This window comes from Secundilactobacillus folii (assembly GCF_009720675.1).
Taxonomy (GTDB): Bacteria; Bacillota; Bacilli; order Lactobacillales; family Lactobacillaceae; genus Secundilactobacillus; species Secundilactobacillus folii.
Map to the genome: position 1 here is coordinate 130,408 of NZ_WNJO01000007.1, position 26,391 is coordinate 156,798.

The 26,391-nt window shown below is 42.6% G+C and carries 26 protein-coding genes, 4 tRNA genes, 1 other RNA gene and 2 pseudogenes; 18 read left to right on the plus strand and 15 right to left on the minus strand.

Annotated elements, in window-relative coordinates:
• Positions 1 to 462 precede the first annotated feature (462 nt).
• The 3 genes from GM612_RS07390 (at position 463) to GM612_RS07400 (ending at position 1,033) form a co-directional block, all read left to right on the plus strand.
• Positions 463 to 771, plus strand: coding sequence for a hypothetical protein (locus GM612_RS07390; RefSeq protein ID WP_155431742.1), 309 nt, complete (start codon positions 463 to 465; stop codon positions 769 to 771).
• Between the two features lie 69 nt (positions 772 to 840).
• A tRNA-Asn gene (locus GM612_RS07395) sits at positions 841 to 912 on the plus strand.
• A gap of 49 nt (positions 913 to 961) precedes the next feature.
• Positions 962 to 1,033: transfer RNA gene (locus GM612_RS07400), tRNA-Asn, on the plus strand.
• Between the two features lie 125 nt (positions 1,034 to 1,158).
• Here the strand turns inward: GM612_RS07400 and GM612_RS07405 are convergent.
• From GM612_RS07405 to GM612_RS07420, 4 genes are read right to left on the minus strand one after another with little or no spacing between them, the layout of a single operon-like run.
• The gene (locus GM612_RS07405) at positions 1,159 to 2,139 is read right to left on the minus strand and encodes a Ppx/GppA family phosphatase (protein WP_155431743.1); all 981 of its coding nucleotides are present in this window, start codon (positions 2,137 to 2,139) and stop codon (positions 1,159 to 1,161) included.
• Positions 2,139 to 4,310, minus strand: a complete 2,172-nt coding sequence (locus tag GM612_RS07410) for an RNA degradosome polyphosphate kinase (protein ID WP_155431744.1) — start codon at positions 4,308 to 4,310, stop codon at positions 2,139 to 2,141. Before GM612_RS07410 ends, GM612_RS07405 begins: the two co-directional genes overlap by 1 nt.
• A complete protein-coding gene (locus GM612_RS07415) occupies positions 4,307 to 5,839 on the minus strand; it encodes a Ppx/GppA phosphatase family protein (RefSeq protein ID WP_155431745.1) in 1,533 nt (510 codons plus the stop codon). The genes GM612_RS07410 and GM612_RS07415 overlap by 4 nt, the downstream gene beginning before the upstream one ends.
• 21 nt (positions 5,840 to 5,860) lie before the next feature.
• Complete coding sequence (locus GM612_RS07420) at positions 5,861 to 6,631, minus strand: LicD family protein (protein ID WP_155431746.1); 771 nt, start codon at positions 6,629 to 6,631, stop codon at positions 5,861 to 5,863.
• A 246-nt stretch (positions 6,632 to 6,877) separates the two neighbouring features.
• Between GM612_RS07420 and GM612_RS07425 the strand changes: the two genes are divergently transcribed.
• The gene (locus GM612_RS07425; protein ID WP_155431747.1) at positions 6,878 to 7,351 is read left to right on the plus strand and encodes a MarR family winged helix-turn-helix transcriptional regulator; all 474 of its coding nucleotides are present in this window, start codon (positions 6,878 to 6,880) and stop codon (positions 7,349 to 7,351) included.
• Positions 7,352 to 7,433: 82 nt separating this feature from the next.
• Here the strand turns inward: GM612_RS07425 and GM612_RS07430 are convergent, their stop codons facing one another.
• The gene (locus GM612_RS07430; RefSeq protein WP_155431748.1) at positions 7,434 to 7,862 is read right to left on the minus strand and encodes an OsmC family protein; all 429 of its coding nucleotides are present in this window, start codon (positions 7,860 to 7,862) and stop codon (positions 7,434 to 7,436) included.
• A gap of 293 nt (positions 7,863 to 8,155) precedes the next feature.
• Here GM612_RS07430 and GM612_RS07435 point away from each other — a divergent pair, with 293 nt between their 5' ends.
• Together GM612_RS07435 and GM612_RS07440 are read left to right on the plus strand one after the other, a co-directional pair.
• Positions 8,156 to 8,332, plus strand: coding sequence for a hypothetical protein (locus tag GM612_RS07435; RefSeq protein WP_155431749.1), 177 nt, complete (start codon positions 8,156 to 8,158; stop codon positions 8,330 to 8,332).
• Between the two features lie 239 nt (positions 8,333 to 8,571).
• Positions 8,572 to 8,841 (plus strand): LysR family transcriptional regulator, encoded by a 270-nt coding sequence (locus tag GM612_RS07440; protein WP_155431750.1) that lies wholly within the window; start codon positions 8,572 to 8,574, stop codon positions 8,839 to 8,841.
• A 215-nt stretch (positions 8,842 to 9,056) separates the two neighbouring features.
• Here the strand turns inward: GM612_RS07440 and GM612_RS07445 are convergent, their stop codons facing one another.
• From GM612_RS07445 to GM612_RS07460, 4 genes are all read right to left on the minus strand, one after another.
• Positions 9,057 to 9,218, minus strand: a complete 162-nt coding sequence (locus GM612_RS07445; RefSeq protein WP_155431751.1) for a hypothetical protein — start codon at positions 9,216 to 9,218, stop codon at positions 9,057 to 9,059.
• 72 nt (positions 9,219 to 9,290) lie between these two features.
• On the minus strand, positions 9,291 to 9,458 hold the full coding sequence (locus tag GM612_RS07450; protein ID WP_155431752.1) for a hypothetical protein: 168 nt from the start codon (positions 9,456 to 9,458) through the stop codon (positions 9,291 to 9,293).
• Positions 9,459 to 9,686: 228 nt separating this feature from the next.
• A complete protein-coding gene (locus GM612_RS07455; protein ID WP_155431753.1) occupies positions 9,687 to 10,625 on the minus strand; it encodes a serine hydrolase in 939 nt (312 codons plus the stop codon).
• A 261-nt stretch (positions 10,626 to 10,886) separates the two neighbouring features.
• Positions 10,887 to 11,987, minus strand: a complete 1,101-nt coding sequence (locus tag GM612_RS07460) for a D-alanyl-D-alanine carboxypeptidase family protein (protein WP_173021249.1) — start codon at positions 11,985 to 11,987, stop codon at positions 10,887 to 10,889.
• Positions 11,988 to 12,324: 337 nt separating this feature from the next.
• Here GM612_RS07460 and GM612_RS07465 point away from each other — a divergent pair, with 337 nt between their 5' ends.
• A complete protein-coding gene (locus GM612_RS07465; RefSeq protein WP_155431755.1) occupies positions 12,325 to 12,690 on the plus strand; it encodes a hypothetical protein in 366 nt (121 codons plus the stop codon).
• 72 nt (positions 12,691 to 12,762) lie between these two features.
• Positions 12,763 to 13,134, plus strand: a transfer-messenger RNA (tmRNA) gene (gene ssrA, locus GM612_RS07470).
• Positions 13,135 to 13,242: 108 nt separating this feature from the next.
• Here ssrA and GM612_RS12585 read toward each other — a convergent pair.
• The 3 genes from GM612_RS12585 to GM612_RS07485 all read right to left on the minus strand — a co-directional run bounded on the left by GM612_RS12585 (position 13,243) and on the right by GM612_RS07485 (position 14,412).
• On the minus strand, positions 13,243 to 13,563 hold the full coding sequence (locus GM612_RS12585; RefSeq protein WP_155431756.1) for a tyrosine-type recombinase/integrase: 321 nt from the start codon (positions 13,561 to 13,563) through the stop codon (positions 13,243 to 13,245).
• A 79-nt stretch (positions 13,564 to 13,642) separates the two neighbouring features.
• Entirely contained in the window at positions 13,643 to 14,254 is a 612-nt protein-coding gene (locus tag GM612_RS12590) for a tyrosine-type recombinase/integrase (RefSeq protein ID WP_155431757.1), read from the minus strand.
• Positions 14,251 to 14,412 (minus strand): Arm DNA-binding domain-containing protein, encoded by a 162-nt coding sequence (locus GM612_RS07485; protein WP_173021247.1) that lies wholly within the window; start codon positions 14,410 to 14,412, stop codon positions 14,251 to 14,253. The genes GM612_RS12590 and GM612_RS07485 overlap by 4 nt, the downstream gene beginning before the upstream one ends.
• A 500-nt stretch (positions 14,413 to 14,912) precedes the next feature.
• Between GM612_RS07485 and GM612_RS07490 the strand changes: the two are divergent.
• Positions 14,913 to 16,114 (plus strand): annotated as a pseudogene (locus GM612_RS07490) (ISL3 family transposase).
• A 66-nt stretch (positions 16,115 to 16,180) separates the two neighbouring features.
• Here the strand turns inward: GM612_RS07490 and GM612_RS07500 are convergent.
• Complete coding sequence (locus GM612_RS07500) at positions 16,181 to 16,954, minus strand: Cof-type HAD-IIB family hydrolase (protein ID WP_155431760.1); 774 nt, start codon at positions 16,952 to 16,954, stop codon at positions 16,181 to 16,183.
• Positions 16,955 to 17,209: 255 nt separating this feature from the next.
• On the opposite strand from GM612_RS07500, the gene GM612_RS07505 reads away from it, so the two are divergent.
• The 4 genes from GM612_RS07505 to GM612_RS07520 all read left to right on the plus strand — a co-directional run bounded on the left by GM612_RS07505 (position 17,210) and on the right by GM612_RS07520 (position 21,837).
• The gene (locus GM612_RS07505) at positions 17,210 to 17,950 is read left to right on the plus strand and encodes a response regulator transcription factor (protein ID WP_155431761.1); all 741 of its coding nucleotides are present in this window, start codon (positions 17,210 to 17,212) and stop codon (positions 17,948 to 17,950) included.
• Positions 17,950 to 19,404, plus strand: a complete 1,455-nt coding sequence (locus GM612_RS07510; RefSeq protein WP_155431762.1) for a sensor histidine kinase — start codon at positions 17,950 to 17,952, stop codon at positions 19,402 to 19,404. Before GM612_RS07505 ends, GM612_RS07510 begins: the two co-directional genes overlap by 1 nt.
• 157 nt (positions 19,405 to 19,561) lie before the next feature.
• Positions 19,562 to 20,413, plus strand: coding sequence for a GRP family sugar transporter (locus tag GM612_RS07515; RefSeq protein ID WP_155431763.1), 852 nt, complete (start codon positions 19,562 to 19,564; stop codon positions 20,411 to 20,413).
• Between the two features lie 77 nt (positions 20,414 to 20,490).
• Positions 20,491 to 21,837: a glucose-6-phosphate isomerase gene (locus GM612_RS07520; RefSeq protein WP_155431764.1), complete on the plus strand. Its 1,347-nt coding sequence runs from the start codon at positions 20,491 to 20,493 to the stop codon at positions 21,835 to 21,837.
• 188 nt (positions 21,838 to 22,025) lie between these two features.
• Here GM612_RS07520 and GM612_RS07525 read toward each other — a convergent pair.
• Positions 22,026 to 22,098, minus strand: a tRNA-Gln gene (locus GM612_RS07525).
• Positions 22,099 to 22,292: 194 nt separating this feature from the next.
• Between GM612_RS07525 and GM612_RS07530 the strand changes: the two genes are divergently transcribed.
• The 3 genes from GM612_RS07530 to GM612_RS07540 all read left to right on the plus strand — a co-directional run bounded on the left by GM612_RS07530 (position 22,293) and on the right by GM612_RS07540 (position 23,246).
• Positions 22,293 to 22,365: transfer RNA gene (locus tag GM612_RS07530), tRNA-Glu, on the plus strand.
• Positions 22,366 to 22,447: 82 nt separating this feature from the next.
• A complete protein-coding gene (locus GM612_RS07535; RefSeq protein ID WP_173021248.1) occupies positions 22,448 to 22,960 on the plus strand; it encodes a CvpA family protein in 513 nt (170 codons plus the stop codon).
• Between the two features lie 79 nt (positions 22,961 to 23,039).
• Positions 23,040 to 23,246: a hypothetical protein gene (locus GM612_RS07540; RefSeq protein WP_155431766.1), complete on the plus strand. Its 207-nt coding sequence runs from the start codon at positions 23,040 to 23,042 to the stop codon at positions 23,244 to 23,246.
• A gap of 169 nt (positions 23,247 to 23,415) precedes the next feature.
• On the opposite strand, the gene GM612_RS07545 is transcribed toward GM612_RS07540, so the two are convergent.
• The gene (locus GM612_RS07545; protein WP_343031846.1) at positions 23,416 to 23,745 is read right to left on the minus strand and encodes a hypothetical protein; all 330 of its coding nucleotides are present in this window, start codon (positions 23,743 to 23,745) and stop codon (positions 23,416 to 23,418) included.
• 298 nt (positions 23,746 to 24,043) lie between these two features.
• On the opposite strand from GM612_RS07545, the pseudogene GM612_RS07550 reads away from it, so the two are divergent.
• Positions 24,044 to 25,024, plus strand: a pseudogene (locus tag GM612_RS07550) (branched-chain amino acid aminotransferase).
• Positions 25,025 to 25,110: 86 nt separating this feature from the next.
• A complete protein-coding gene (locus GM612_RS07555) occupies positions 25,111 to 26,127 on the plus strand; it encodes a serine hydrolase domain-containing protein (RefSeq protein WP_155431767.1) in 1,017 nt (338 codons plus the stop codon).
• Positions 26,128 to 26,391 lie beyond the last annotated feature (264 nt).

Consider the following 26,391-nt stretch of genomic DNA (forward strand, 5'->3'; position numbering starts at 1 on the left):
ACATTTCTCATTTATAGTGCTATTCTTTAATTAACCATTTATTTACCCCCTACACGTCAATGCACGGGTGGGGACATCTCTCATTTAGTGGTTATGCATTGGATGCAAAAAGGCTCTGATCATTGAAGAAGTGGTTAGGGTCTTTTTGTTTTGATTCCATTTAAGCCTTGAAAAGCGGAGTTTAAAGTGGAGGGAGGTGAATTGGAAATTGTTGGAAGAACTATTGACAGCGCTTACATGGTGAGATATAGTAATACATGTAAGGTATGAATTAATTACCTTCTAATCAATTCTCTTTCTCTCTTATGCCGCCACTATCTTGGATAGTGGCTTTTTTATGGCCTTATTGGGATTGTTTGAGATGACTTTTTAGATTCTTGGCGAGGCCTTTCCTGTAGAACTCTTAATTCGTTGCGCTTTCTGTGTTATAATATTTCAGTCTTAATCGGAGGGAAGATACGTATGAAGAGTCACGAAACGTTTACTTTAATTGAAGAAATAACCCGCCTTGACGGGTCAAAGTACATGGAAATTAGTAATATGGTTCAAAATGGGCGGGCAGAATTGGCTGCAGAGCGCGGGTTTATCAAGCAAGTCCGAATCTTACAGTTAAACATCCCACACTCACCCCACGTAGAAGCATATGAAAATTACGTTAACGAAAATTATGAGATGCCTACTGAGGCGATGGATCATTTTGAAGAATGGGAAAAGCCAGAGAAGGTCCAGCACGAGGTTGACATGATATTAAAGGAGAATCACATTGGTTAAAATTTAAGGTGAAAAGCGATTGCGTGAGTAGTTAGTTTATGGTATAAATATCACATGGTGTTTTTTGATTGCCCTGTAGTTCAGCGGTAGAATAATTGACTGTTAATCAAGAGGTCGCTGGTTCGAGCCCAGCCAGGGCAGTTACATAAATAATTATTTTTAGCATTATTTATGAGTTTTATTTCAAATTTGCCCCGTAGTTCAGTGGTAGAATAATTGACTGTTAATCAAGAGGTCGCTGGTTCGAGCCCAGCCGGGGCAGTTAAGTTGAAGCATCCAATTCAATGGGTGCTTTTTGTTTATCAAAAAGAACTTGTAGATACCAAAAAATGAGAGTAGCGTTTTCGATAACGCTGGCTCTCATTTTTTAACTTCTTTTCAGTTGATTTATTCCTGAGTTAAAAAGTCTTTCAAAGAAATATTTGATTTTTCATGCACGTTTTGAATTCGTTGTTCACGCAAGTGTTCAAACAAAATTCCCTCTCGTAAACCGCTATTGGAAAATGTGATCCGGTCAGAATCCAGGTAACGCATCAATAGGGTCAGGGGAACCAAACCGCCAACAATGATATCCGCCCGATCCTTACTCAGCCCTGGGATGGCTTTTCTGCCTTCCAGATCCTGGCCGACGATCCGTGAAAAAGTTTCATCAACGGAATGGCGACTTAGGCGGTAACCATGGATGTCTTCGAAATCAAGTAGGTTATTAGAACGCCGATTGATTTTTGCCATGGTCCGGTTACTGCCACCAAGACCAATCACAGGCAAATTTAGGCCGTTTCGCAGCCACCAGATATCGTTGTACACATCATTGACGAAAGTCATTGCATTGAATAAGTCAGCAGCTGGAATGGGGTCTGTTGGCAGATATCCCTGGGTTAGATTCACGCTACCTAACGGGATGCTGATGAGATGACTGACGGTATTGTTCTGCACCAAAACAATTTCTGAACTAGCACCGCCAGTATCTAAAATGACCGCATTCGTCGTTGGTAAAGTTTCTCGCACCCCCAAATAATCGTAGTAGGCTTCCATGGTGCCAGGTAAAACCTCCAGTTCAATACCCAGTTGTGATTCCACTTGTTTCAGAAACTTCTTTTGGTTGGAAGCTTGGCGGGTGGCTGCTGTGGCCACTGCTTTTAATCGAAGGTTACTCATGTTTGAATAAACGTCTTTAAAACTCTTTAAAGCCCTCATTGTCCGGTCAATGGCGTCCGGTTGCAGAACTTTTTTGTCGCCCATATTCTCAGAAAGTCGTACGTATTCCTTCATTTGTTTGACCGTGGAATATGCACCATCATCATCGATCTGAGTGATCGTCATTCGTGCGGAGTTAGACCCTAAGTCAATCACTGCAAAATTTTCCATCAGTCTGGTTCACTCCCATCGTCATAATTCAAAGGATTCGGTTGATTTTGAGGACTTAACATGGGCTGAAATTCACTGGGGGCTGCGGCAGCCGCATCCTCCTGATCACGTTTAACGTGAAGGGTAGCTGCCTCAGCAAAGGCTTCCTGTGATGCCAACGGGGTTAAACCACGCCGATCAACGTGTTTATAGGTGTTATCAGCTTGTAAGATGCGGGTCTTAACGTTGTCGTGCCACATTGTTTCGTAGATCTGCAGCACCCGACTGGACAGGTCAGGTTGCAAAATTGGGAAAAGCAGTTCCACACGGCGATTCAAGTTTCGGGTCATTAAGTCCGCACTTGATAGGTAAACACTCTTTTGGCCATCAAAATCAAAACTATAGATCCGGCTATGTTCCAAAAATCGGCCAACAATTGAATGGACGGTGATGTTTTCACTGACGTCCGGGATGCCGACTTTCAAGCAACAGATGCCACGAATAATCAGCTGGATTTTAACCCCCGCATGAGAGGCTTTATACAGGTGAGCAATCATCCGCTGATCCGATAGTGAATTCATCTTCATTTTGACGGTGGCGGTTTTGCCTTCCTTAACGGTTTCGATGGCTTGGTCTAACTTATCATCAATAAAATCGCGGATGCCATCTGGACTGATGTGCAGTTGATGGAAGAAGGGCGGCTTGGAGTAGCCAGACAGCATATTGAAAATGTTGGTGGCGTCGATCCCCATATCGTTGTTAACGGTAAACAGACCCATATCGGTGTAAAAGTGTGCGGTCACATCGTTATAGTTACCGGTTCCCATGTGCATGTAACGACGAATACCACCCTGTTCCCTTCGAACGACTAGGGAAAGCTTACAATGGGTTTTGAGGCCAATCAGGCCGTAAATGACGTGACAGCCCATCTTTTCCAATTGTTTTGCCCAGTGAACATTATTTTGCTCATCAAAGCGTGCCTTGACTTCCACCAGGACAGTCACCTGTTTGCCGTTTTGGGCAGCGCGACCGAGATAGCGAATAATTGGCGATTCTCCAGAAACCCGATACAGCGTCATTTTAATTGCCAATGTATCGGGATCACTAGCGGCTTGACGAATAAATTCAACGACTGGGTCAAATTTATCATAAGGGTGCTGCATCAGCCAATCGTGGCTGCGGATTGCTGCAAAAATATCATGATTACTGTCGAGTTCTTTGGGCTGATAGGCGGTAAACTTTGGGTATTTTAAATCATCATGATTGATAATTTGACCAGTTAGTTTACTGAGAAACGTTAAATCAACCGGACCGTTGGTTTCGTACACGGCAAAATCAGGGGTGCCCAGTTCTTTATTCAAACGTTTTAACAGTTTCTTGCTGATACTGTTTTCAACTTCAAGACGGATCACGCGGCCATGTTCTCGTAGCTTCAATTGCTGCTGGACGTCCTTTAACAGGTCGGATGTATCTTCCTCAGCGACATCGAGGTCCATATCACGGATGACACGGAAAACAACGCTTTCCTTAACTTGGTAGTTTACAAATAATTGACCAACAAACGTTTTGATGATTTCTTCTAAAAGAATAAAGGCGTTGTCTTCACCCGGCAGGCGAACCACCCGTGGAAATACGTCTGGGATCTGCAGAGTGGCGTACAGCCGACCGCTGCCATTAGTCGGCGTCAATTGAACAGCCAGGTTTAATGTATCGTTAGCGATGAACGGGAACGGTCGTGAGCTATCGTCCGCCATTGGCGTTAAGACGGGGTAGAGCTCATCATGGAAGTAACCCTTAATAAATTGAAATTGAGCGGGCGTTAAATCAGTGTGCGATTTGAGATGAACGCCGATTTGCTCAATCGCCGGAATCAGCGACCGGTTCAGCGTATTGTACTGCTTAATGAGCATTTCGTGTGCCCGCTTATTTACGGCCCTTAATTGTTCTGATGCAAGTAAACCAGAGGCGTCTGGTTTCGGATAATCAACCGCGGCTAATTTAGCCAATGAAGCCACACGAACCATGAAGAATTCATCAAGATTACTCTGGGTAATACTTAAAAATTTTAATCGTTCTAACAGGGGATTAGTTTTATCACGTGATTCTTCAAGCACCCGGTCATTAAAGTCGATCCAACTCAGTTCACGGTTGGTGTAGTATTTCGGATCATTATAAGTCTTTTTTTCACTCATTTTGAGGTCATACTCCTTTGTTTTAGACGGGGTTTCAATCCAAACGTTTCTTCAAAGAAACGACTCTTAAATGAAAACTCCCAATTCTCAAAAAGCAGGTTATCATTACTAAAAACGGTAATGATCAGTTCCTGATTTTTCACTGAGACGGAGATCCGGGTAATTTTTTGCTGCCGGTCGTCATCCAGAGCATCTGCTAGTCGCAAAATGGCTGAAAGCTTTGCAACTAACAGGCGTTCACTAGTGTCTAACTTTTGAAAATGACTTAAATCTTCGCTGGGAGTAGTGGTGCTGTGGTAACGTGAAATTGCTGCAATCAGCTGCCGTTCGTGAACGGATAGACCTATGATACTGGTGTGCTGAATAATGTAGTCAGAGTGTAAGTAGTGCTCGTGAGCGTCAACGTAGGCGCCCACATCGTGTAAGATCGAGGCAACTTGAAGTAGTAAACGATCGCGTGGCGTGAGTTGGTGAACTGGCTTGAGCTGGTCGAATAGGTGCAAAGCAAACTTTGTGACCAGTTGTCGGTGAACCGGCTCAACACGGTAATGGTTAGCCATGTTGGCCGCCGCCGTTATCGTTTGTTCAGAAAAATTATAGTGGCTGAAGCCGCTGCGGACAGCCTCGTTAATAGCTAAGCCATCCAAAACGGTATTATGAGAAAAGTGGATTGAAGTTGCCTGGGTCAGTCGCATAAGTTTTCTTAAAAGCAGAATTTCTGGTAATAGTAGCGGTACCTCAGCTTCTTTGATCCCGTATTGCTCGACCAAAAATTGGTCCGACGCATCAACGACCCGGTCAAAAATGCTGTCAAATTCGTCGGCAGTCAGGGTATTATGGTGCTCGCCTTCGATCGTGAGCGAACTTAACGGCATGGCCCCAAGTAAAATGACTTCACTGGGACCATCAATGGCTTCTTGAGGAAGTAACCGTTGGTAGTCGGCCAATTTACTATCAATATAATCCCGTAAAACTTCCATGGAATTTGGAGCACTTTGCCTTAAACTCTGTAAATCTTCGGCAATCTTAACTGGACCTAGGGAATAATGGCTGGAGTAAACAAATGAGAGTTCACTGAACTGAGTCACCGTCGTATTGCCAGAATTAATACCAATCAAGTGAATCAGTTTTCCGTGGGACTTGGTTTTTTGCTGCCGAAGATCGACTAATACCGCCTGGTTACGGTAGTAAGTTTCTTCACTGATTGACAACCAGTTTAATTTAATGCCAGTTCTTAAAAATACCTGATCAGAAATAAAATCGGCGTTAATGGCGCGGGAAAGAGCCTCGCTACCCCAAAGCTGGTAGTTATCAATTTGATAATCGTTTAATATTTGTAAAAAGCCACGCAGGGCGGATGTCATTTGATTGACAAGCTCAAATGAGATCGGCTGTTGGCCATATAAATCATCGCCAACCGGCAGTTCTTTGTGCACGCGTTCGATTGGCTTGAGGGTTTTGAGATCAACAATGAGAAGCTCAAGCCCTTGAACCGTGATAATCATTGTTCCATAGTAATGAGTCGCCATATACTCGCCTCCAAAAGTTTCTTACTCAAAAATCTGGTTATCCATGATCAGTCGGTTGATATGTTTTTCGGTTCGCTGATTTTCCGGTGGTAACGTCATGTAGTCCCCATACATGCGCGTTAGGATTGTATCGTAGTCAGTTGGTACGTTTACCGTGAGTGATTCAAAGGGTACTTGCATCAAGTGGTTGATCTCCGAAGCAGATAGGATCTCGCGGTCGTAGGCATATTGGGATGCAAGATTTTTATAGTTCATAAAGCTACCCTGATCATACTCCTTCATGATTGCCTCACGCTGACGTTTCATATCAGTTAAATCATCCATTTTATCTGGGGTTATATCTGGTCTGAGCCGGCGAAAGGGCGTTTCAATTAATCCGTATCGAGCTTTTAGAATGATTCGGCTATCAAGAACCTTGTATCTTGTGATCTGACTCCGTCTCAGTGATGCGTCATTCGGAATCTGATCAAAAGGGAAAATATCGATGAAGACACCTTTTCTTGCGTTATTAACATTAGCCTTCTCTTCGATATAAGTATGCCGATCCAATAATTTCATGTAGCTTAACCCATAATTTTCGTCAGAGTAGGCAGTTTGCAGAAAATAGTGGTCATTTCTGAGCTTTGCTGGCGCAAATTTGGCAAAAGTCTCGTAATCATTTCGTGTTAGGCCGATGTCCATGTCGTCGTCCCAGGGAATAAAGCCGTGGTGACGAATGGCCCCCAATAGCGAACCACCGATCAAAAAATAGTTCAGGGATAAATCATCGCACAGAGAAATAACCTTTGCCAAGTTACCTAACTCGACTTTTTGAATTCGTTTTACTAAATCGATATGCCTCGCCTCCTAGCTAGTTCCCAACTTAATTTTACACTCTTTTTTAATCCGTTTAAACCAAGAGCTTGTTGCTTAATAAGACACTTTTTTAAAATCAAAAGGTAATCTCAATTCATAATATATATCATTGATGTGGTAATTTTTTTCGGTTAATGATAAGCTACAAAGGGAAAACGTTTTAAATGTTAGGGTGGGGGAAATATGAATCGATCTCAATTACTGGATGAATATATCAATGTGTACATTAAGTCTTTAAAATACTTGGATTCATTTGTGTCAGAACCGGCCATGAAGTACAATTTGTCCTTTGAACAGTATCTGATCCTGCACGATATAGCCAAGCAGGATAACGTGACGTTAGCTGGTATCGCTGACCGTCGGGGTGTGACACGAAGCGCGGTTTCGCGACAGATTAAAGTGCTACTGAAGTTAGACTATATCTATCAGCAACGAGATGAAAAAGATCATCGGCGGCAGTATTTGCATCTAACGCCACGTGGTCGACAAATTGAAGCTGCATTGTCGAAAACCGCCAGCGAACGTTTTGGTGGCTGGATTGATATTTTTGGTGAAGACCGGGCAACTGATCTGCTGCACTTTATTCGGGAATTTAGTGAGGCAGCTAGACTGGAAAACACCAGTAATAACAAAAACAAAGAACAAAGCCATCATTAATCATTATGACACTTAAAAAGAAGCACCATTTGAGCTGCGGTAAGATCATCCGTGGTTCAAATGGTGCTCTATTTTTAGACCTTTAATCGTCAAAACTATCAACGACTTCAATGGTGTAATTACCACTGCTGCTTAGTAATTTAGAAACTGGGCAACGCTTTTCTGCCTGTGAAACGAAGTCCACGGCCTGGGCGTGAGTGATATGCGGAATATGAATTCGGGCCTTAACTAGGAATTCAAGGCCACTGGTTCCCTTAACCATGCTAACGTGCACCCGAACATCCGCGAGGTGGGGTAACCCATTTTCCTTTTCGATGGCTTGAAGGGTTGCACCCATGCAAGTACTCAGTGATAGTCCCAGTAATTGTTCCGGATTAGCACCCGGAGTATCTTTGAGCGGATTACTAACAACCACTGCTAAGCCATTTGGTACGTATGAGGCACCGTTCAGACCGTCTTGGTTAATGGCCTCCGTCTCGTACTTGTGGATGTAGTGCTTATTTTCTGCCATTTCGAACACTCCTTTTTGGTTTATTTTAGTGGAAATCTTTACAAAGTTCAACGTTGCGTTCTCAACTATACCAATAACGATATTATTTCTTTGGTCTAAATTAAAAGTTGCTAAATCAAGCATTTAGAGAACTGTTTTATATTTGATACAAGGTGTCATCATACAGTTTTAATGAATTTGTTATAATATTGTGAATTTTCAGTCGTTTAACTAGACCAATTATCTTTATTGAGATATAATTACGGCAACGTAGGAGTTGTCTGGCATGTCCTGAATTATTGGAGGAATCACTTATGACTGTGATTAATTTTTCAGGCCATCCCGCAGTGCAAAATGCCATTGTGAACCAGCTTAACCAGACCGGTGAGAGTGTGGCGCCAGAGGTAATGATGCATTTTCGGGCAATGGCTCACGCTCATGATGTGTTGTTTGGGGATCAAATGATGGTTTCTGAGCATGTAGATGCCTAGTAAAAGTTCGTTTGTAATGAGTCTTCGGATGATAAGTTTTCCACTGGAAAATTGATCGTCAGGAGGCTTATTTATTTTGGTGGCTAAACAGTGGCAATCGATACTTAGAGGTGTCATTGATCGGCCAGTTTTTAACGGCCACTGGGCTGCTTACTAAGCTGCTGAGTAGATAGTTGATTTGCCTTGAAGTTGCCTGACGTGGTTTAATAATAACTAACAAGTCGAAGGGAGCGATGAGTTTGTACAAAGTTATGGTGGTCTTGCATGATGGTGATGATTACATTCGTATGAATAAAGTTTATTTTGAGACCATGCCAGTTGCGGGACAGTACATCATTCATTCTGACGGATTAGCTTATGAGGTTGAAGAAGTGACTAGTTTTGCCGGTTATGTCAGCAGTAAGGGTGCGACGACAATTCTGGTTGTTCATCAGGCTCCAAGAGAAGCGGCTGTGAACAAACTTTATGGTATTGATATTGCACGAGATTTGGATGATCCAGAAAATTGAAGCTGAGCCAAGCAATAACCGGGTATAAAGTGATAATCAAAAAATTTAAAAGGGCGCTACCAGAAAGTATTTTTGACAGTTCGGAAAATACTTTCTGGTAGCGTCTTATTTGACGAAAATTGAATTAAAGCTTGGACAAACATTGTGCAACTTTAATTTGAAATTGTGGGGGAAAAGCCAAAACATTAAATTTGGTGAGAAGCGAATAACAGCAACTAAATTAAGTGGTTGGTTCGTAATTCGACCCCATAGGCATGGGCTTGAACGTAGGAACGAACAGCTGGGTCTAGCGGTTGCAGATCTTTGGCAGTAAGCGGTCGAACCTGATTATAATCGGTGTGAGGTTGATACGAATCCCTAATTGTTGGATCTTTCATTTCAATGCACTTCCTTAATCGTGATTGTCATTAGTATACATGAACGTGTTGGGTTTGCACGAAAAATGCACTTTAAATTTTATATTCATACGTATAATATTCGTTATTCGAAGCTTTGCCTGAAACGGGAGCTGGCAAACTTGACCTGGTTTTAGCTGGTTGGTGAAATTGAGTCATACCGATCAGGAAGAGTAAGATCGTTAGTAGAAGAACGAATAATTCAACAATGAGTTGTTTCACTGGTCAGTCTCCCTTTACAAAAATTAAATCAAGGATAGGTTAAGCCTCAAGCTGATTGAAAGCAATTGTTAGGCTTAAAAACTTTGATCGTTTAACCAATCAAGTCGATATTTCAGTGACCGCAGACAGTCAAGGGTGATTAAAAACGGGCCACCTTGGGGAATTACCCAAGTTGACCCGAATTAATGAAGCTTTCAGGACTCGTGAATGAGGTATTCAACGCGAGAACTAGATCAGGTTTTTGGCGTAGACGTACCGCATTAAGGAACGGGTCTCTGTAAATTCATTTTCGTCGTGCAAGACAACGGTGATGAGGCGGTCGTGGCCCGGTTTTTGCCCGGTACCAACAAAGCAATATCCTGCTAGACCAGTGTAGCCAGTCTTTAAACCGTCAACGTGCAACGAAGCATCGTAGTATCTGCGCCCAGGTAACAAATAGTTATAATTATAGCATTCTTGACCTGAAACCCGTAAAGTTGGACGGCTAGCGTCAGTCAGCACGGCTGGATAATCGGTAATCAGGTGCTTGGCGATCAGTGCCACGTCTTTAGCTGAAACCATATTAGCATTAGCGCCACCGATATAGTAGCCATAACTGCGTAAAGCAGACTGTTCCATGCCGTTAGCCGAGACGAATTTGGCTCTACCGAGGTGCCATTTCTTTGCCTGCGTATTCATTGACTTGATGAAGCGCTTGTTGGCGGAGGGTGTTGAACCACCCGCAACCCACTGACCCAGTGCAATTGCGGCGTTATTTGAGGATTCGATTAAAGCGGCCTGGTAAAGTTGCTTAACGGTGTAAGTCTTTTTTGTGAATTTAAAACCACCATAAACACTTGAAGCACCCATGCGCTTCAGACCCGCATAGGATGTTTTGACCTTTGAATTCCAAGTTGCACTGGTGTTGCTGACTTTTTGTTCAACTAGGTAGAGAGTCATCAGTTTTGAAATGCTTGCGATGGCACGTGGCGTATTCGCATTTTTTGACCACACGACCTTATCAGTCTTGGCGTCCAGGGCGACTGCGGCCTTCGCGTAAGTCACACCAGCCGAAGCTGCGTGGGCCGTCGTCATTGATGATTGAATCGTCATCAGGCCGACTGCGCCTAAAAATGCAGCCACAGTCATAATGATGATTTTTGTGAAACGTTTTGATAACTTTGTCATAATTACCTCCCTATATTAACTATCAACCTATCATGATTTGAGCAAACTGGCAACCATGATCGGTGATCTGTCCCAGTCAGTTCAAAAAATGCATTTTTTAAGTCTAAAGGAAATGGATTCAAAAGTAAATGCTGAATCCGGATACAATAAACAAAAGTCGCCACCGATTTTGATTAACCAGTGGCGACTTTAAATAGCTGTTGGCGTCTAGATTAAATGACGTGAATAACTGTACTCCATTAAGGATCGGGTCTCAGTAAATTAATCGGCATCATGCAAGACAACTGTAATCAAACGGTCATGACCGGATTTCTGGCCGGTTCCAACGAAACAGTAACCTGCCAAATCGGTATAACCAGTCTTTAAGCCATCAACTTTCAGAGCGGAATTATAGTATTTCCGACCTGGTAATAAATTATTGTAATTGTAACAAAGTTGACCAGACACTTTTAAGCTGCCAATGCTACTGGTCTTTAAAACTGTTGGGTAGTCAGTGATCAGATGCTTGGCAATGAGAGCCACGTCCTTGGCTGAAACCAGGTTGGCATTGGCACCACCAATCGAATAGCCATAGCCTTTCAGTGCGCTTTGCTCCATGCCGTTCGCTGAAACAAAACTAGCACGTCCTAGGTGCCATTTCTTAGCTTGGGCGTTCATCAATTTGATGAACTTTTTGTTGTATGTCGGGGTTGAGCCACCAGCGACCCATTGCCCCAGCGCAATCGCCGCGTTATTTGACGAGTCGATGAGGGCTGCATCGTAAAGCTGTTTTACAGTATAACTATTTTTCGTGAATTTGAAGCCACCGTAGACGCTTGAACTGCCCATACTCTTCAGTCCGGAGTATGAAGTGGTGACTTTGGAATTCCAGGTAGCTGACTTACCAGCGACTTTTTGCAAGACTAAATATAAGGTCATTAATTTGGTAACACTGGCGATCGCTCGAGGTGTATTTTCATTTTTCGACCAAATGACCTTACCCGTTTTAGCATCCATTGCCACGGCTGCTTTAGCATCAGTTAATGTCAGCGGTGATTTACCCTTGGTCAAGTAGCTGTGCCAGACGTAACCAGACACTGTGCCGGCCCCGTTTTTGACCTGATAGTAGATGGCCTTTGTCGAACCGTGTTTGAGAGTGACCTTTTTGCTGGCATACCAAGTAGTGTTCGGGTAGTTTTTGAGGTTTGCCAACTTCTTCGTGTGCGCTAGATTAAAGACGGCACCCTTGGCCGATGAACGGTGGTACGCTGTTTTAGTCATACTGGTCGTGCTAACGACGCTGTAGGTTTGCGCTGAGACGTTTGCAGGTTGCAAAACGGTCAACCCAAGCATGCTTAGCATACCAGCGACCATTAAAATCATGTTGCGGGTGAAACGTTTAGATATGTGTGCCATTAATTGATTACCTCCTAGGTGATAAAGCTAACAATTTCAAACTAGCATGAGTATGCCCAACTAACAACGATAGCCGCAGAAATGTAATTAAACTGTGTCTGGGAAGTCATTTTTGTGTTATGCCTGTCACATCTATCGAAAAATTCGTATTAAAAGAGGTCCCATTTTATCCATAAGTTGAGTTGACAAATGGTTGGAAACTCATTACTCTGACTATTAGGCAATCAACATTCATGCGCCCGTCTTTGGACGGGCTTTGCTCATTTTAAATAGATACTTATTATTCAAGGCAAGAAGGGATAACATGGCAAAATTACCAAAGTATAATGCACAACAGTGGGGAGAAGCCCGTGATGCTGTGATGCAGGAGTATCAAGATTACCTCACGCAACTGCGTGAGCAGGGAGTCGATTACACGATTAAAAACGCTCGAAAATTATTGATTTTTCAAGATTTGATTCAAGAGTGGCAACATAATTTAACGACCGTGATGACCGATTTGGAAGAAAACGTGTTTGCCTTGTCAGTGTTTGATGAGCTAAAGAAGAAAAAGAAGTGTACCTTATTAGAGCGGGCATATACCGATATGGCATCGTGGTCGAATTTCAATCCACTGCCATTAACGCTTTGGTTGGAACTTTCAGAAGATGAAGCCATTACCGAGTTTTAATTCATCTGACCGCAATACATTTAGCTTTCTAACCGTTTAGTTGTATGCTAAAATGAAAGTTGTGGTTTTTATGGGGATGTTAAGGATTCGACAGGTATAGGTTGAGCCTGAACTGCGTTTCGTAGTGAGGATCTACGTAAAAAGTCTCACCTAATTTTTAACTGCAAATAACAGTTCAAAATCTCTTGCATTAGCTGCCTAATAAGCGCTAAGTAAGGATCCGCCAGATCTCGCCCATGGATCTGATACGGGTCTTAAATGAAGTGGGCTCACGTTGTTAGCTCCCATCTGAAGCTGGCAAAAGAGATCAATCAGGTTAGCTGATCATGTTTGGCCCTGACAGGCGGCGAATTGGTCAGTGAAATTTAAATTGTCTGAATATGAACGTAGAGGTTCGGGTGGCGATATGCTTGGACGCGGGTTCGACTCCCGCCATCTCCATTATAGAATTTCAGCAAGTGCTATAAAGCCTTGCAAAGCCTGATAGAATGGCATTTCTGTCAGGCCTTTATTTTGCTCTAAAACCATGAATGGCATTCAATTTTGAGTAATTTACTGCTTAGCATTGATATATTGTGAGAACTTAGAAGCTGTTTCCTTACGAGCGTATTTAGAAACGTGCGTGTAAATATCCATCGTAGTTTTAACATCGGTGTGGCCTAACCGATCTTGTACTTCTTTGATTGTTGCGCCAGCTTCAAAGAGCAATGAAGCATGGGTGTGGCGTAGGCCGTGAACTGTGATGTATTTCAGATTATATTTGTCAATGATGTGGGTCAGCCACTTGCGTATCTTAGATGGCTGCAAGAACGTATTCTTACTATTGGAAAAAATAAGCTGTTCATCATTAGCTTTAACGTTGTAGCCTAGCATTAATAGATACTCTCGTTGATACAGTTGCCATTTACGCAGTATTTTGCACGTTTTAGCGTCAATATCCAACAGACAAACACTAATTAACTGTCTTAGGGAAGTGAACGTACAGGCGGGAATTTTTGCCCCGTGTGAGTGCTTTATTAATGTTTAATGTACGCTTAGTAAAATTAACATCTTTCCACGTTAGAGCTAATGCTTCACCCTTGCGAATACCAGTAAAGGCGAGTAATCTAAATAACGTATTAGTTTGATGATTACCGTTTTGACGGTCTTCATCTGCTAAACAGGCTAAAAAACGTTTCAATTCATTCTTATCATAGAAATTGAACCAATTATCTTGGTTGACGGTTTGCTTGATTGCAGGACGGACGACAAATTTAGTTGGGTCTTTTTCGATTATATCCAGCTTGATAGCATACTGAAAGACTGCACCAGCATAGTTCAGGATCGTTTTATACTTGGTCATATCCTTAGCCCAGTCATTAACAACTGATTGGGTATAAGGAATAGTGATCTTATCTATACGGCGTTTGCCGAAAGCGGGCAGGATATGGTTTTTAAAGTAGCCCATAGTTTTAACCAACGTACTTTCACGTACCGTATTAACGTATTCAGTTAGCCAGCCGTCATAAGCCTGTTGATAGGTCATGTGTTTCGGATGCTGGAATCCTTTTTGATCGAAGCTCACTTGAGCCGATTCATGGCTAGTTGGGCTTCTTTTTTGTGCTTAAAGCCACGGCGAGTAGTCTTAACGCTTTTACCGGTAGCTGGATCAATACCTAAATAGGCTTGAAATGACCAGCGTTCATTACCATGCCGATCTTCATACTTTTTAAATGTTGCCATGATATACATTCCCTTTCGTACCAGTGGCGGTAGGTATGTAGGGGAGAATTAATGGTAGAACAAAAAAGGCTAGCCAACGCATTACTGCATTGACCAGCCTCTCTGATAACTAACGTTCGGCAGTACCTTGGTTAGCAAACGGTCGAACCGTCTTTTCCTTGAGTCTTATATTACTAGTTACAGTCAATGTAGTCAATAAGGACGCTTAATATTTTGATAAAAGTGGTGATATTAACATTGTCAGCATACCATTCACTATGACGGTTAAAACGCTTGATTAGGCGATTGCCTTGCCGGTTCTATAATATCTGTTGTTGGTAAGTTTTCCTTGCTTACTGACGACAGATATTTTTATTATGTATTAATTGGACGCAAAAGGAGCGTAGCCTTCTTTTGCCCTCCACAACCACATTTCAGGAAAGTTGGTGCTACGCCCTATGTCTAATATTATACGAACTTTGTTAGGAATTGAAGACCCACATATAAAGAAATTGAAAATAATGAACCCGGTCGTGGTTAAAGGTCCGCTCGAAATCACTGGTGACTTAGATTATCAGCCGAAAAAGTGTGAACATTGTGGCCGTAAAAACAAAAAGAGTGTCATTAAGTATGGTTGGCGTGATACGAAGGTTATTATGCCACCATGTATGGAGCGAAGGGGCGACTTTACCTTGAGCCGGCATAACTTTTACTGCAAGAAATGTGGTCATACCTTCCTTGCGCAAACGCCGTTTGTGCAGAAAAGCCATACGATTTCGATGAAGTCTCGCTTATTGTGTTTAGATAAGCTGACCGAGACCGTATCGATGAAACATATTGCCAGTGAGCTGGGAATCTCATCAACCTCTGTGATGCGTTGTTTACGTAGTTATGCTAAAGATATCAAACCGCATTTGAATTATTTGCCAGCCGCTATCTGCATGGATGAAATCAAGACCACTAAAAGTAGTAAAGGCAAAATGAGTTTCGTTTTTATGGACGCCATGACTCATGAATTGATTGATATCTTAGATTCAAGAACCCTTCACAGTTTAGAACGATACTTTTGTCGCTACACCAAAGCTGCCCGCGAGGCCGTCCGAGTCATCGTGACCGACATGAATTACACGTATCCTAAATTAGCTCAGTGGGTTTTCCCCAACGCTATTGTGGTGATGGATCGATTCCATGTGGTCAATAGTGCGGTAGTCGGCTTCAATCAAACCAGAATTCGCATCATGAAAGATTATGCGCCCTCCAACCCCAAATATAAAGCACTCAAACGCTACTGGCAGCTCCTACTAAAGCCTAATGGCCACCTAAATTATAAGCTCTGGCAACACCATACCTATTTACCAGGGAATCGTACTGAAAACATGCTGGTCGATGAACTGCTTAGTTTCAGTCCAGAACTTGATTCAGCCTACCGAGTTTTACAAAGTATTATGACCGCTATCGCCACCAAAGATCTAGAATTATTTGATAGTACAATTAATGATGCCTTTGACTACTCAGAAGAAATGGAACGTCACTTAAAGACTCTGAGAATTAATCAAAACTCAATCAACAATGCCCTAAGTACCCTTATTCCAATGGACCGCTAGAAGGTTCAAACAACAAAACTAAAACGCTGATTAAAGTTGTCTATGGCTTCAGAAGCTTCTACAATTTGCGTTTAAGATTACATCTCATACAAAAAAGCAGCCAACTGCGCACCAGTTAGCTGCTTAAAAAGAAACTCACCAACAATAGTTGCCAAAGAACCGATTTTTGAATGTTTTGCAATCGATTAAATCAGTTTAAAATGCTTTAAACCATTTACAATGCCATGATTGGTGTTAGCGGTTGTCACGTATTCCGCCGCCTCTTGAACGTGCTTTAGACCGTTTCCCATTGCAATCGCATGGTCAACCACGTCAAACATTGGTAGGTCGTTGTTGCCGTCACCAAAGGCATAGGTGGGTAGACCCTTAAACTGCGGTTGGGCTAGTAGTTTTTCAATGCCTGCTTTTTTAGACACACCGGGAGCTACAACGTCGATGCTATAGGGGGTTTGCCTGAAAAAGGTCAATTTGTCTTTGAAGTTCTCGGTATAAGCTTTGTCGTTTTCTTCGGTCGTGATGACTAGCATCATGTAGACCGGGTAGAGCTGCCAGAAAGTTGGATCAATGATTGGAATTGGCGAATTAATGTAGTGGTAAGTTTTTTTCACGTTGGTGGAGACGCGATTAACACGAGCCGTTTCGTTATTCATTGCGGTATAAGCATCGTTTCGATCATGAACTTGCAGCGTCAATCGGTTGATGACATCCTTTGGAATTTGCGCGATTGAAATTGGTTTGCCATTTAAGACGATGTAGGAACCATTGCCTGAAACGAGCGTGTTAATCTGAGTTTGTTGAATAACAGGTTGAATTTCAAAGATATTACGGCCCGTTGAGATAACGGGTACGATACCCCTTGATTTAAGTTGCGTCACGGCGTCGATAACTTCCGGATCCAACTGGGTCTTAGCGTTTAATAACGTGCCATCTAAATCGAAAAAAACGATTGCTTTTGTCATGCCTAAAACACCTTTCTTGTTTGCTTAACTAAGACGATTGTATCACAATTCTGGGGCTTGATTTGTCAAGACAGACAAGGCGAGTTCGAGTATAATAGGGAAGGGAAGTTGTGTATAAGTAAAGTTGTCTATCTAAAAGCTCTTTTTATAAGAATTTGGAATCGGTTCAAAAATTATAATGCCGGGTACGATGGCTATTAACTGAGCCTATTAAAATTAATCATAATTTATCCATGAATAGCGGGGAATTCAAATATGAAAATATTAATGATTGAGGATAACAAATCCGTTTCAGAAATGATGCAAATGTTTTTTAAAAAGGAGAACTGGGAGGCACATTTTGCCTACGATGGTAATCAAGCCGTGCAGATGTTTAATGAGTCGCCAGCCGATTGGGATATGATCACGCTCGATTTGAATCTACCCGGCATGGACGGGATGCAAGTCAGTGCAGAGATTCGTAAAACTTCACCAACAGTACCAATCATTATGCTGACCGCGAGGGATTCAGAAAGCGACCAGGTGCTGGGCTTAGAAATGGGTGCCGATGATTACGTTACCAAACCTTTTAGTCCAATTACGTTAATTGCAAGGATCAAGGCTTTAGACCGGCGTGCTAAGTTAGGCGGTAAAGTGACCGAACACCAAACGCCGGTCAAACCAGTGGTCAAAGAAGCTGATAAGTTTGATATTGATACCGGCAATTTCCAATTAAATAGTCGCACTCGTGAAGCTTATTTGAACGGCAAACAAATCAGTGATCTCACCCCTAAGGAATTTGATCTACTGAAGACGTTAGCTCAAAAGCCGCGGCAGGTATTCTCCCGCGAACAGTTATTGCAGTTGGTCTGGGACTATGAATATTACGGTGATGAACGAACCGTTGATGCGCACATTAAAAAACTTCGTCAAAAAATTGAAAAGGTCGGTCCGCAGGTTATCCAAACCGTTTGGGGCGTTGGCTACAAGTTTGACGATACTGGAGCTGGGAAATAATGAGACTCGTTTACCAACAACTATTAGCGTTTCTTGCTGTGATCGCTTCAGCTTTATTGCTTTTAGGGCTGTCGTTTAGCAGCATGACCAAGGAGTACGTCTATCAAAATACCTGGACGAGTCTGGAAAAATATGCTAACAGCTTGGTAGAACAGTCAGTTCGGGTGTCTTCAAGCAACCCGGAAAGAGTGAGCTTCGATTCTGAATCACTCTTGAATAGTGAAGCTTTACTGCACAATCAGTCGGTGCATTTTACGGTCTATAACCGTGATAACACGGCTATTTTTCCTGACAACGTGTATATCTCTAAAATTCCAGCTAATGATTGGAAAAAGTTACAGCAGGGCAAAATAGTGCAAAACGTTTCCGACCGGCAACTCAAAACCACTAGCGGGCAAACAGAGCCAGCGATGACGGATGTTTTGAAGCCGTACTTCTACACGGACAAAGCCAATCGAAAACACTTAGTTGCCGTAGTCAAAGTGGGCGCGTTTGTTTCCAATATCAATTCTAATATTTCTAAGATCAATGCAAATTTGACCAAGGCATTGCTGGTGGCAAGCTTTGTGGCACTATTATTAGCCCTGTTTATTTCTAGATACCTTACACTGCGTATCAATCGACTCAGGAAGGCAACCAATCAAATTGCTAGCGGTAACTACCAGGTTAAGCTACCCAGCAAAAATCGAGACGAGATCGATGACCTGGCCAATGATTTTAACAATATGGCGCGCTCGTTACAGGAATCAAAGGAAGAAATTCAGCGTCAAGAAGAACGGCGACGAGAATTTATGGCGGATGCTGCTCACGAAATGCGGACACCATTGACAACGATCAATGGTCTACTGGAAGGGTTAGCCTATGATGCAATTCCAGAGGAGAGCAAGGCTCAAAGCATTGATTTAATGCGGAATGAAACTAATAGGCTGATTCGGTTAGTTAATGAGAATTTGGACTACGAAAAAATTAGGAACAACCAAATTAATTTGAATAAGCAGCATTTTAACGCGATTGATTCACTCAATCGGCTGGCTGAACAGCTGCATCAAAAAGCGGTTGCTAAGCACGATGAGTTAACGGTTCAAGGCCCCAGTGATTTAGACGTGTTTGCCGACTATGATCGGTTTGTCCAAATTATGTTTAACGTGACTCAAAACGCCATCCAGTTTACCGAAAACGGTCAGATTACGATACTGGCACAGCCCGGGTATCAAGAAACGATTTTTAAAATCTCTGATACGGGGATCGGCATGAATAAAGAACAACTATCAAATATTTGGGAGCGATTCTATAAAGCTGATCCATCTCGTACAAATACGAAGTATGGTGAATCCGGACTCGGTTTAGCCATCGTCCATCAGCTGGTTTTGCTGCATCATGGGAAGGTTGAAGTGACGAGTAAACCGGGTCATGGGACAACCTTCACAATCATTTTTCCCGATGAGCCAAAGTAAAAAAATGAATTCTTGCTAAGAAATTGTTTAAGAAAAGGGATTTTTGAAAAAAATCCTTTTTTTTTTGACAATTATCTAGTAAACTAAAACAGATGAAAAATGATTGAAGCGCTTTCAAGAAATTTTGGATTGTGAAAATTAGAACGGAGTGAATTTCATGGCTGTGATTTTAGCGTTGATCCCCGCGGTTTGTTGGGGAAGTATTGGACTGATCAGTGGTAAACTTGGGGGTACCTCATACCAGCAAACACTTGGTATGACAGTTGGCGCGTTACTTTTTGGGATTTTTAGTGTTTTTTATTTTCACCCGCAGCTTTCTAGCCTAGTCTGGATCGTTGGGATTGCTTCCGGCCTGTTTTGGTCGGTTGGTCAATTCCAGCAATTTCAGTCAATGAAGGCGATTGGGATCTCTGTCACAGTGCCCGTTTCCACTGGTGCACAACTGGTATGTACGACACTAGCAGGTGTGTTTTTGTTTCATGAATGGACAACCACTAAAATGTTGGTTTTAGGTACCACTGCGATGATTGTCCTGATTGCTGGTATCGTCTTCACTTCTTTGCGCGACCGCGCTGGGGTCTCAAGAACGAATTTCAATGCTTCTGCTGGGATCCGAGCCATTATTTTTTCAACGATTGGCTACACTTTGTATACCGTTGTTGTTAACGCCTCTCAAGTCAACTCAAAAGCGGTTATTTTTCCGCAATCGATTGGGATGGTAATCGGTGCTTTGCTGTTTGCGGCACGGAATAAGCCGTTTGGTAAGCCGATGGTCAAAAACATTGCGACTGGATTAGTTTGGGGAATCGGGAACTTCTTCATGTTTATGTCGATTCCTGCTGTCGGTCTAGCAATCAGTTACTCATTAGCTCAAAGTGGGATCATCATTTCAACGTTTGGTAGTATTCTCTTACTTGGCGAACATAAGACGAGACGAGAGATGGTTTACATCACGATTGGCTCACTGTTGGTTATTGCAGGGAGTGTTATTCTCGGTCTTTTGAAATAATGCTGGTATAGTCCATTTATTTTTGGTCAAGATTCGGTTATAATATAGTTGATCTTAAAAAAAGTGAGGTAAATTTAATGGCACACATTTCCTTTGACGCTTCAAAGCTTGATAAGTTTGTCCATGACAATGAATTAGGTGAGATGCAAGCGTTAGTGAACGCAGCAGATGAAGAATTAAGAACTGGGTCAGGCGCCGGCAGTGATTTCCGTGATTGGTTAACTTTGCCGAAGGATTACGACAAGGAAGAATTCGATCGAATCAAGGCGGCAGCTAAGCAGATTCAATCAGATTCTAAAGTATTGGTTGTCATTGGTATTGGCGGTTCATATCTGGGTGCTAAGATGGCGGTTGATTTTCTTCATGAGACCTTCTTCAATTACTTACCGGATGATCAGCGGGAATTCCCTCAAGTCTTCTTTGCGGGTAATTCCGTTAGCCCATCGTACGTGGCTGATCTCATTAAGTTGATCGGCGACCGTGACTTCTCAGTCAACGTGATTTCTAAGTCTGGAACAACCACTGAACCATCAATTGCCTTTCGAATTTTCAAGAATTTACTTGTTAAAAAGTATGGTGAAGATGGTGCTAAGAGCCGGATTTACGCAACAACTGATAAGCAGCGCGGTGCGCTGAAACAGGAAGCTGACGCAGCCGGTTACGAAACCTTCGTGATTCCGGATGGCGTTGGTGGCCGATATTCCGTTCTGTCTGCAGTGGGGTTGTTACCAATTGCTGCTTCCGGGGCTGACATTGATCAATTAATGTCTGGTGCAGCTGATGCGATGGACGCTTACACTGACCCTGATTTGACTAAGAACGAAGCTTATCAGTACGCAGCTTACCGCAATATTTTATACCGGAAAGGCTTTACCACTGAACTTCTGGAAAACTACGAACCAAATCTGCAGTATTTTGCAGAATGGTGGAAACAACTAATGGGTGAATCAGAAGGGAAGGATCAAAAGGGCATTTATCCTTCTTCAGCAAACTTCTCAACTGACTTGCACTCACTTGGACAGTACATCCAAGAAGGTTTACGAAATCTCATGGAAACGGTTATCTTTGTTGATAAGCCAAACCACGATATCGACATTCCTAAAGAAGCTGACAATTTGGACGGCTTGAAGTATCTTGAAGGTCAGACCATGCACTTTGCTAACACAAAGGCCTTTCAAGGGGTGACGTTAGCCCACACGGATGGAAATGTTCCTAATATGAGTATTCACATTCCTGATCAGACTGCTTACACATTGGGTTATCTGATCTACTTCTTTGAAGTTGCAGTTGCCATTTCTGGTTATCTGAATGGGATCAATCCATTTAACCAACCAGGTGTTGAGGCCTACAAGCAAAACATGTTTGCTCTACTAGGTAAGCCAGGCTACGAAGAATTAGGCGAGAAGTTAAACAAACGCCTTTAATTTTTAAAAATATCAGCGTCGTGAAGTCTTCTTTAAGATGGCTCACGACGTTTTTGTGTTGTCATAAGTATTTATACATTTTAGCGGATATGACGAATTAAATGGAATTTCGGTTAATCCTTTAGAAAAAAGAAAAACGTCATTGTTAGCTGTAAATGCAGCTGGCAATGACGTTTTTTTAAAATTGATTGGGTATACTGGGCTCGAACCAGTAAATTACGGATTCAGAGTCCGCTGCCTTACCAATTTGGCGAATACCCAATAAGCTATCTGACAAGTTAATATTCTAGCGGTTTTTGAAATTATTGTCAACTAGTATTCAAGAATTTATGATTTGATTTGCATGATTACCAATTATTAACGAATATTCTATCAGATGCGTTGACTTTTGATAGAAAACCGTGTAGATTAATATATTGTGTTAGGAACATATAAATAAGTATCATTGATAACCTTGCCCGCTGGTCAAATTGGTTAAGACGTCGCCCTCTCAAGGCGGAGTTACGGGTTCGATCCCCGTGCGGGTGATATTTAAGAAAATCAAATTGCTCAAAGTACCGTTGTGACGGTGTTTTGGGCTTTTTATTTATGAAATATGATGGAGGAACAAATGATTTTTAGTATTGTTATTCTAATTATATTATTATTAGGCATTATTTCAGGATTTAGGCGGGGATTTGTTGGCGTGGTGATGTCATTACTTGCCTATATCATTGCTTGGATCGTGGCGGCTTTATTCAGCCAACCAGTGGCGAAATTTTTATTCCAGGCGTTTACTTCTAACCACAACGTATTAGTGGTCGTTCCTCGATTATTATCTGGAATTGTCTTTTTTGTTCTCTTTAGTATCGCTTACGGCATTGTCCGCCGGATTGGCCGTGATATTAACATGGTCACTAAACTGCCCGTTATTCACTCTGTTAACGCGTTGCTCGGGGCGGCCATCAACTTGATTGTCCGTTATCTACTGATATTTCTAGTTCTAAACGTCCTGATCCTTTTTCCTAGCGAATGGATCCAAGAGCAGTATCAAGCCTCTCCGGTGGCTCAAACCATGGTTAAAAAGACGCCGATCATGACCAAGATACTCCTGAGAGATTGGCAAGAAAAACAGGTTAATTAATCTTTAAATTCTGAGTTTCATGAATGTCATCGCCTACTTATCGAGTAAAATAGCGTCAGAAGAAAGGTAGGGGACACGCATGATATCTCTGATTATTATCGGCATCATCGCCTTTTTTGGATTGCGACTCTTTTTCGGCCTGTTTGGCTGGCTGTTTCGAATCCTTGGCATCCTGATCATTGGCGGTCTGGTTTTCGCCTTTGCCTCATCGTTTATCGGTATCTTTATTGTGGTTGCCATAGTCCTATTTGGTAGTTGGCTATTTGGCAGCTTTACTAATAGTTAACGGGTTAATTAATTAAAATAAATTCAAGCGGGCAGATTGCTAAGTGACCAAGAAGATCAAAGCTATCAGCTGGTAAGATTACTCGTAACAAATAAACGCTTAGAGGCCGTTGTTAATCTCGACGAACTTCTAAGCGTTTATTTTTCTTATTGCCTAATTTTGACGGAATTTACTCAAATGACAGATCCAACAAATAGAGTTGGTCGGTCTTCAAATGGCCGGTCGTGATCCAAACGTCTTGGTAGTCAGGCTTACTCTGTTTTGTAAGCTCATAAAAGCGGTTCAAAAGCTCACCATTTTCCCCAACAAAAGAGTCATCCATTAAGTTGACACTTAACCGGTTGCTAGGAAAATAAATATCTGGATCCGAAACTTTGACGGAGTCTGGAATACCAATCGTCACAGAATTGGCGTACTCCCGGGGTTTAAATACGACGCGATCTGGGTGACGCTGCACGAAGGTCAAAACGTTATAAATAGAATCAGAATTGCTGGCCACGAAATTAACCTCTTTTCTTTCAAATGCATTGTTATTGTAGCAGATTACTCCCGGTTCGTCAGTAGAGAAGGTATCTAATTGACCTGCACCAAGCCTCGCTGAAAACGTTCACTTGCCCGTTATTTCAGCAACTATTCACCTTGACAGTTTAATTAAATCAGACTACAATTTTTAAAAATCAATGAGTTGTACTATTATTTGCTTATTTAATTTTAATTTGAATAATTAAGGAGTGGTTTGATTGGCAAAAGCACCAGCACCATCAGAGATTGACTGGCAGAATCTTGGCTTTAATTACATGGATCTGCCTTATCGGTTCTTGGCTCATTATCAAGATGGCAAGTGGGATGACGGTACGCTGACAGAGGATTCAACCTTGCACATTAACGAAGGTTCGCCCGCACTGCATTATGGGCAAGCAGACTTTGAAGGTCTCAAAGCTTACCGCACAAAAAGCGGTGAGATTCAGTTATTCCGACCAGATCGAAACGCTGCGCGGATGCATAATAGTTGCGAACGTCTGTTGATGCCACCGTTTCCAGAAGACAAGTTTGTCGAGGCAGTCAAGGCGGTCGTCAAGGCCAACGCCGATTATGTACCACCGTATGGAACGGGCGGAACCCTGTAATTGCGGCCTTTAATGATCGGGGTCGGTGAAAATATTGGTGTTCATCCCGCTAAAGAATACCTGTTTACGATTTTTGCCATGCCGGTTGGCGCTTACTATAAGGGCGGTGTGAAGCCAACTAACTTCACCACTTCCTACTACGACCGAGCAGCGCCCCATGGTACCGGTCAGGCAAAGGTGGGCGGCAACTATGGGGGTAGTTTGCTTCCTGGCAGTCAGGCTCATCAAGCGGGCTTTTCAGACGTCATCTACTTGGACCCGGCCACCCATACAAAAATTGAGGAAGCGGGGTCAGCTAACTTCTTTGGCATTACTAAGGATAATGAATTTGTGACCCCTAAGTCGGAATCGATCCTGCCAAGTATTACCAAGTATTCACTACTTTATTTAGCGGAACATAACCTTGGCATGAAGGCCGTTGAAGGTGACGTGTTCATCAATGATTTGGATCGCTTTAGCGAAGCTGGTGCGATGGGGACTGCAGCGGTAATTGCCCCCATCGGCGGTATTGAGTATCAAGATCACTTGCACGTTTTCTACAGTGAAACGGAAGTGGGCCCGGTTACACAGAAGTTATATGATACGTTGACCGGCATCCAATTTGGTGACGTTGAGGCGCCAGCAGGCTGGATCCAAAAAGTTGAAATTTAATTAAAATGACCGGCAATGCCTGAGTAAAGTGGGGCAGTTGCCGGTCTTTATGTTATTCTTGAGAAAAGTAAATGGGAGCGGAGAAAATGAGTTATGTTAAGACGGTAAATGCAGTGCGACGGTTGGTCAACGACGGCACGGTACCCGGAGTAAGTTATGCATTTATTGATGGTGAGAACGTGCAAGCTGGCCGTTATGGTGCCGAGGCGCTGGTTCCCGGCTACGAACCACTTAAGCCAAACCAACTTTATGACGTTGCCTCACTGACTAAAGTTGTTGGCACCACTAACGTTATTTTGCAGTTGGTGGCCGATGACAAGCTGCATTTTGATGATCAGATTAAAACTTTTTTGCCGCAGTGGCAAGATTCACGGGTGACCGTGCGCCATTTGATCACGCACACTTCCGGAGTCACAGGGTACATTCCACACCGTGATAAACTGACCGCTACCGAATTAACGAACGCCTTATTGCAATTGCATGTTGGCGAAAATTTTGAAAAAAAGATGGTCTATTCTGACATCAACTTTATTTTCCTGGGTTGGATTGCTGAGAAAATTACCGGGGAACCGATTCAAAAACTGATTGCTGAGCGGATACTTCGCCCTTTAGGCATGGTTGCTAGTACCTTTCAGCCACAGGATCCAAGCCAATGCGTGCCGACCGAAGTTTCACCCACTCGTGGCGTAATTCGCGGTGTCGTCCACGATCCTAAGGCGTTTGTTTTAAAGGAACGGTGCGGTTCCGCTGGCTTATTCAGTACTTTAGCTGATTTGGTGACCTTTGAACGTGCGATGCTGGCCGAAAAGGGGGTGCCAATTACTCCTGAACAGGTACAATCGCTACTATTGGATCAAACACCGCTGCACCATCAGTGGCGTTCCTTTGGCTGGGCGCTACTACCAACTCAATTGCCAACCCCTCATCGTTGTATCTGGCATAGTGGCTACACAGGAACAGCGCTTGTCATGGACTTAAAAACGAAACAGGGAATGGTTTTTCTTTCTAACCGGGTACATCCTAAAGCACCCAACGAGGCCTTCTTAGAGCGGCGAAATGCTATTATCAATACTTATTTGGCAGAGAAAGCTGAAGTCAAATAGCCTCCCCGGTCAGTTGACTAGTCTTCAAAAATTAATGATTATGGCTAAGATGTGAGACATTTCTTGATTTGAACCTTCAGGATTAATTTGCAGTTATTTTCTAAGTTTCATTTTCTTTTATCAATATAATAGGCATATCAAAAGCCTGATTCTGACCATAAAACGATTAAAAAAGGAAATTTCCAGCATTCAGGAAATTTCCTTTTTTGAAGCTAAACGAGTTAAGTCACCCGCGTAGACTTTGAATTTTAACGATGTACATCA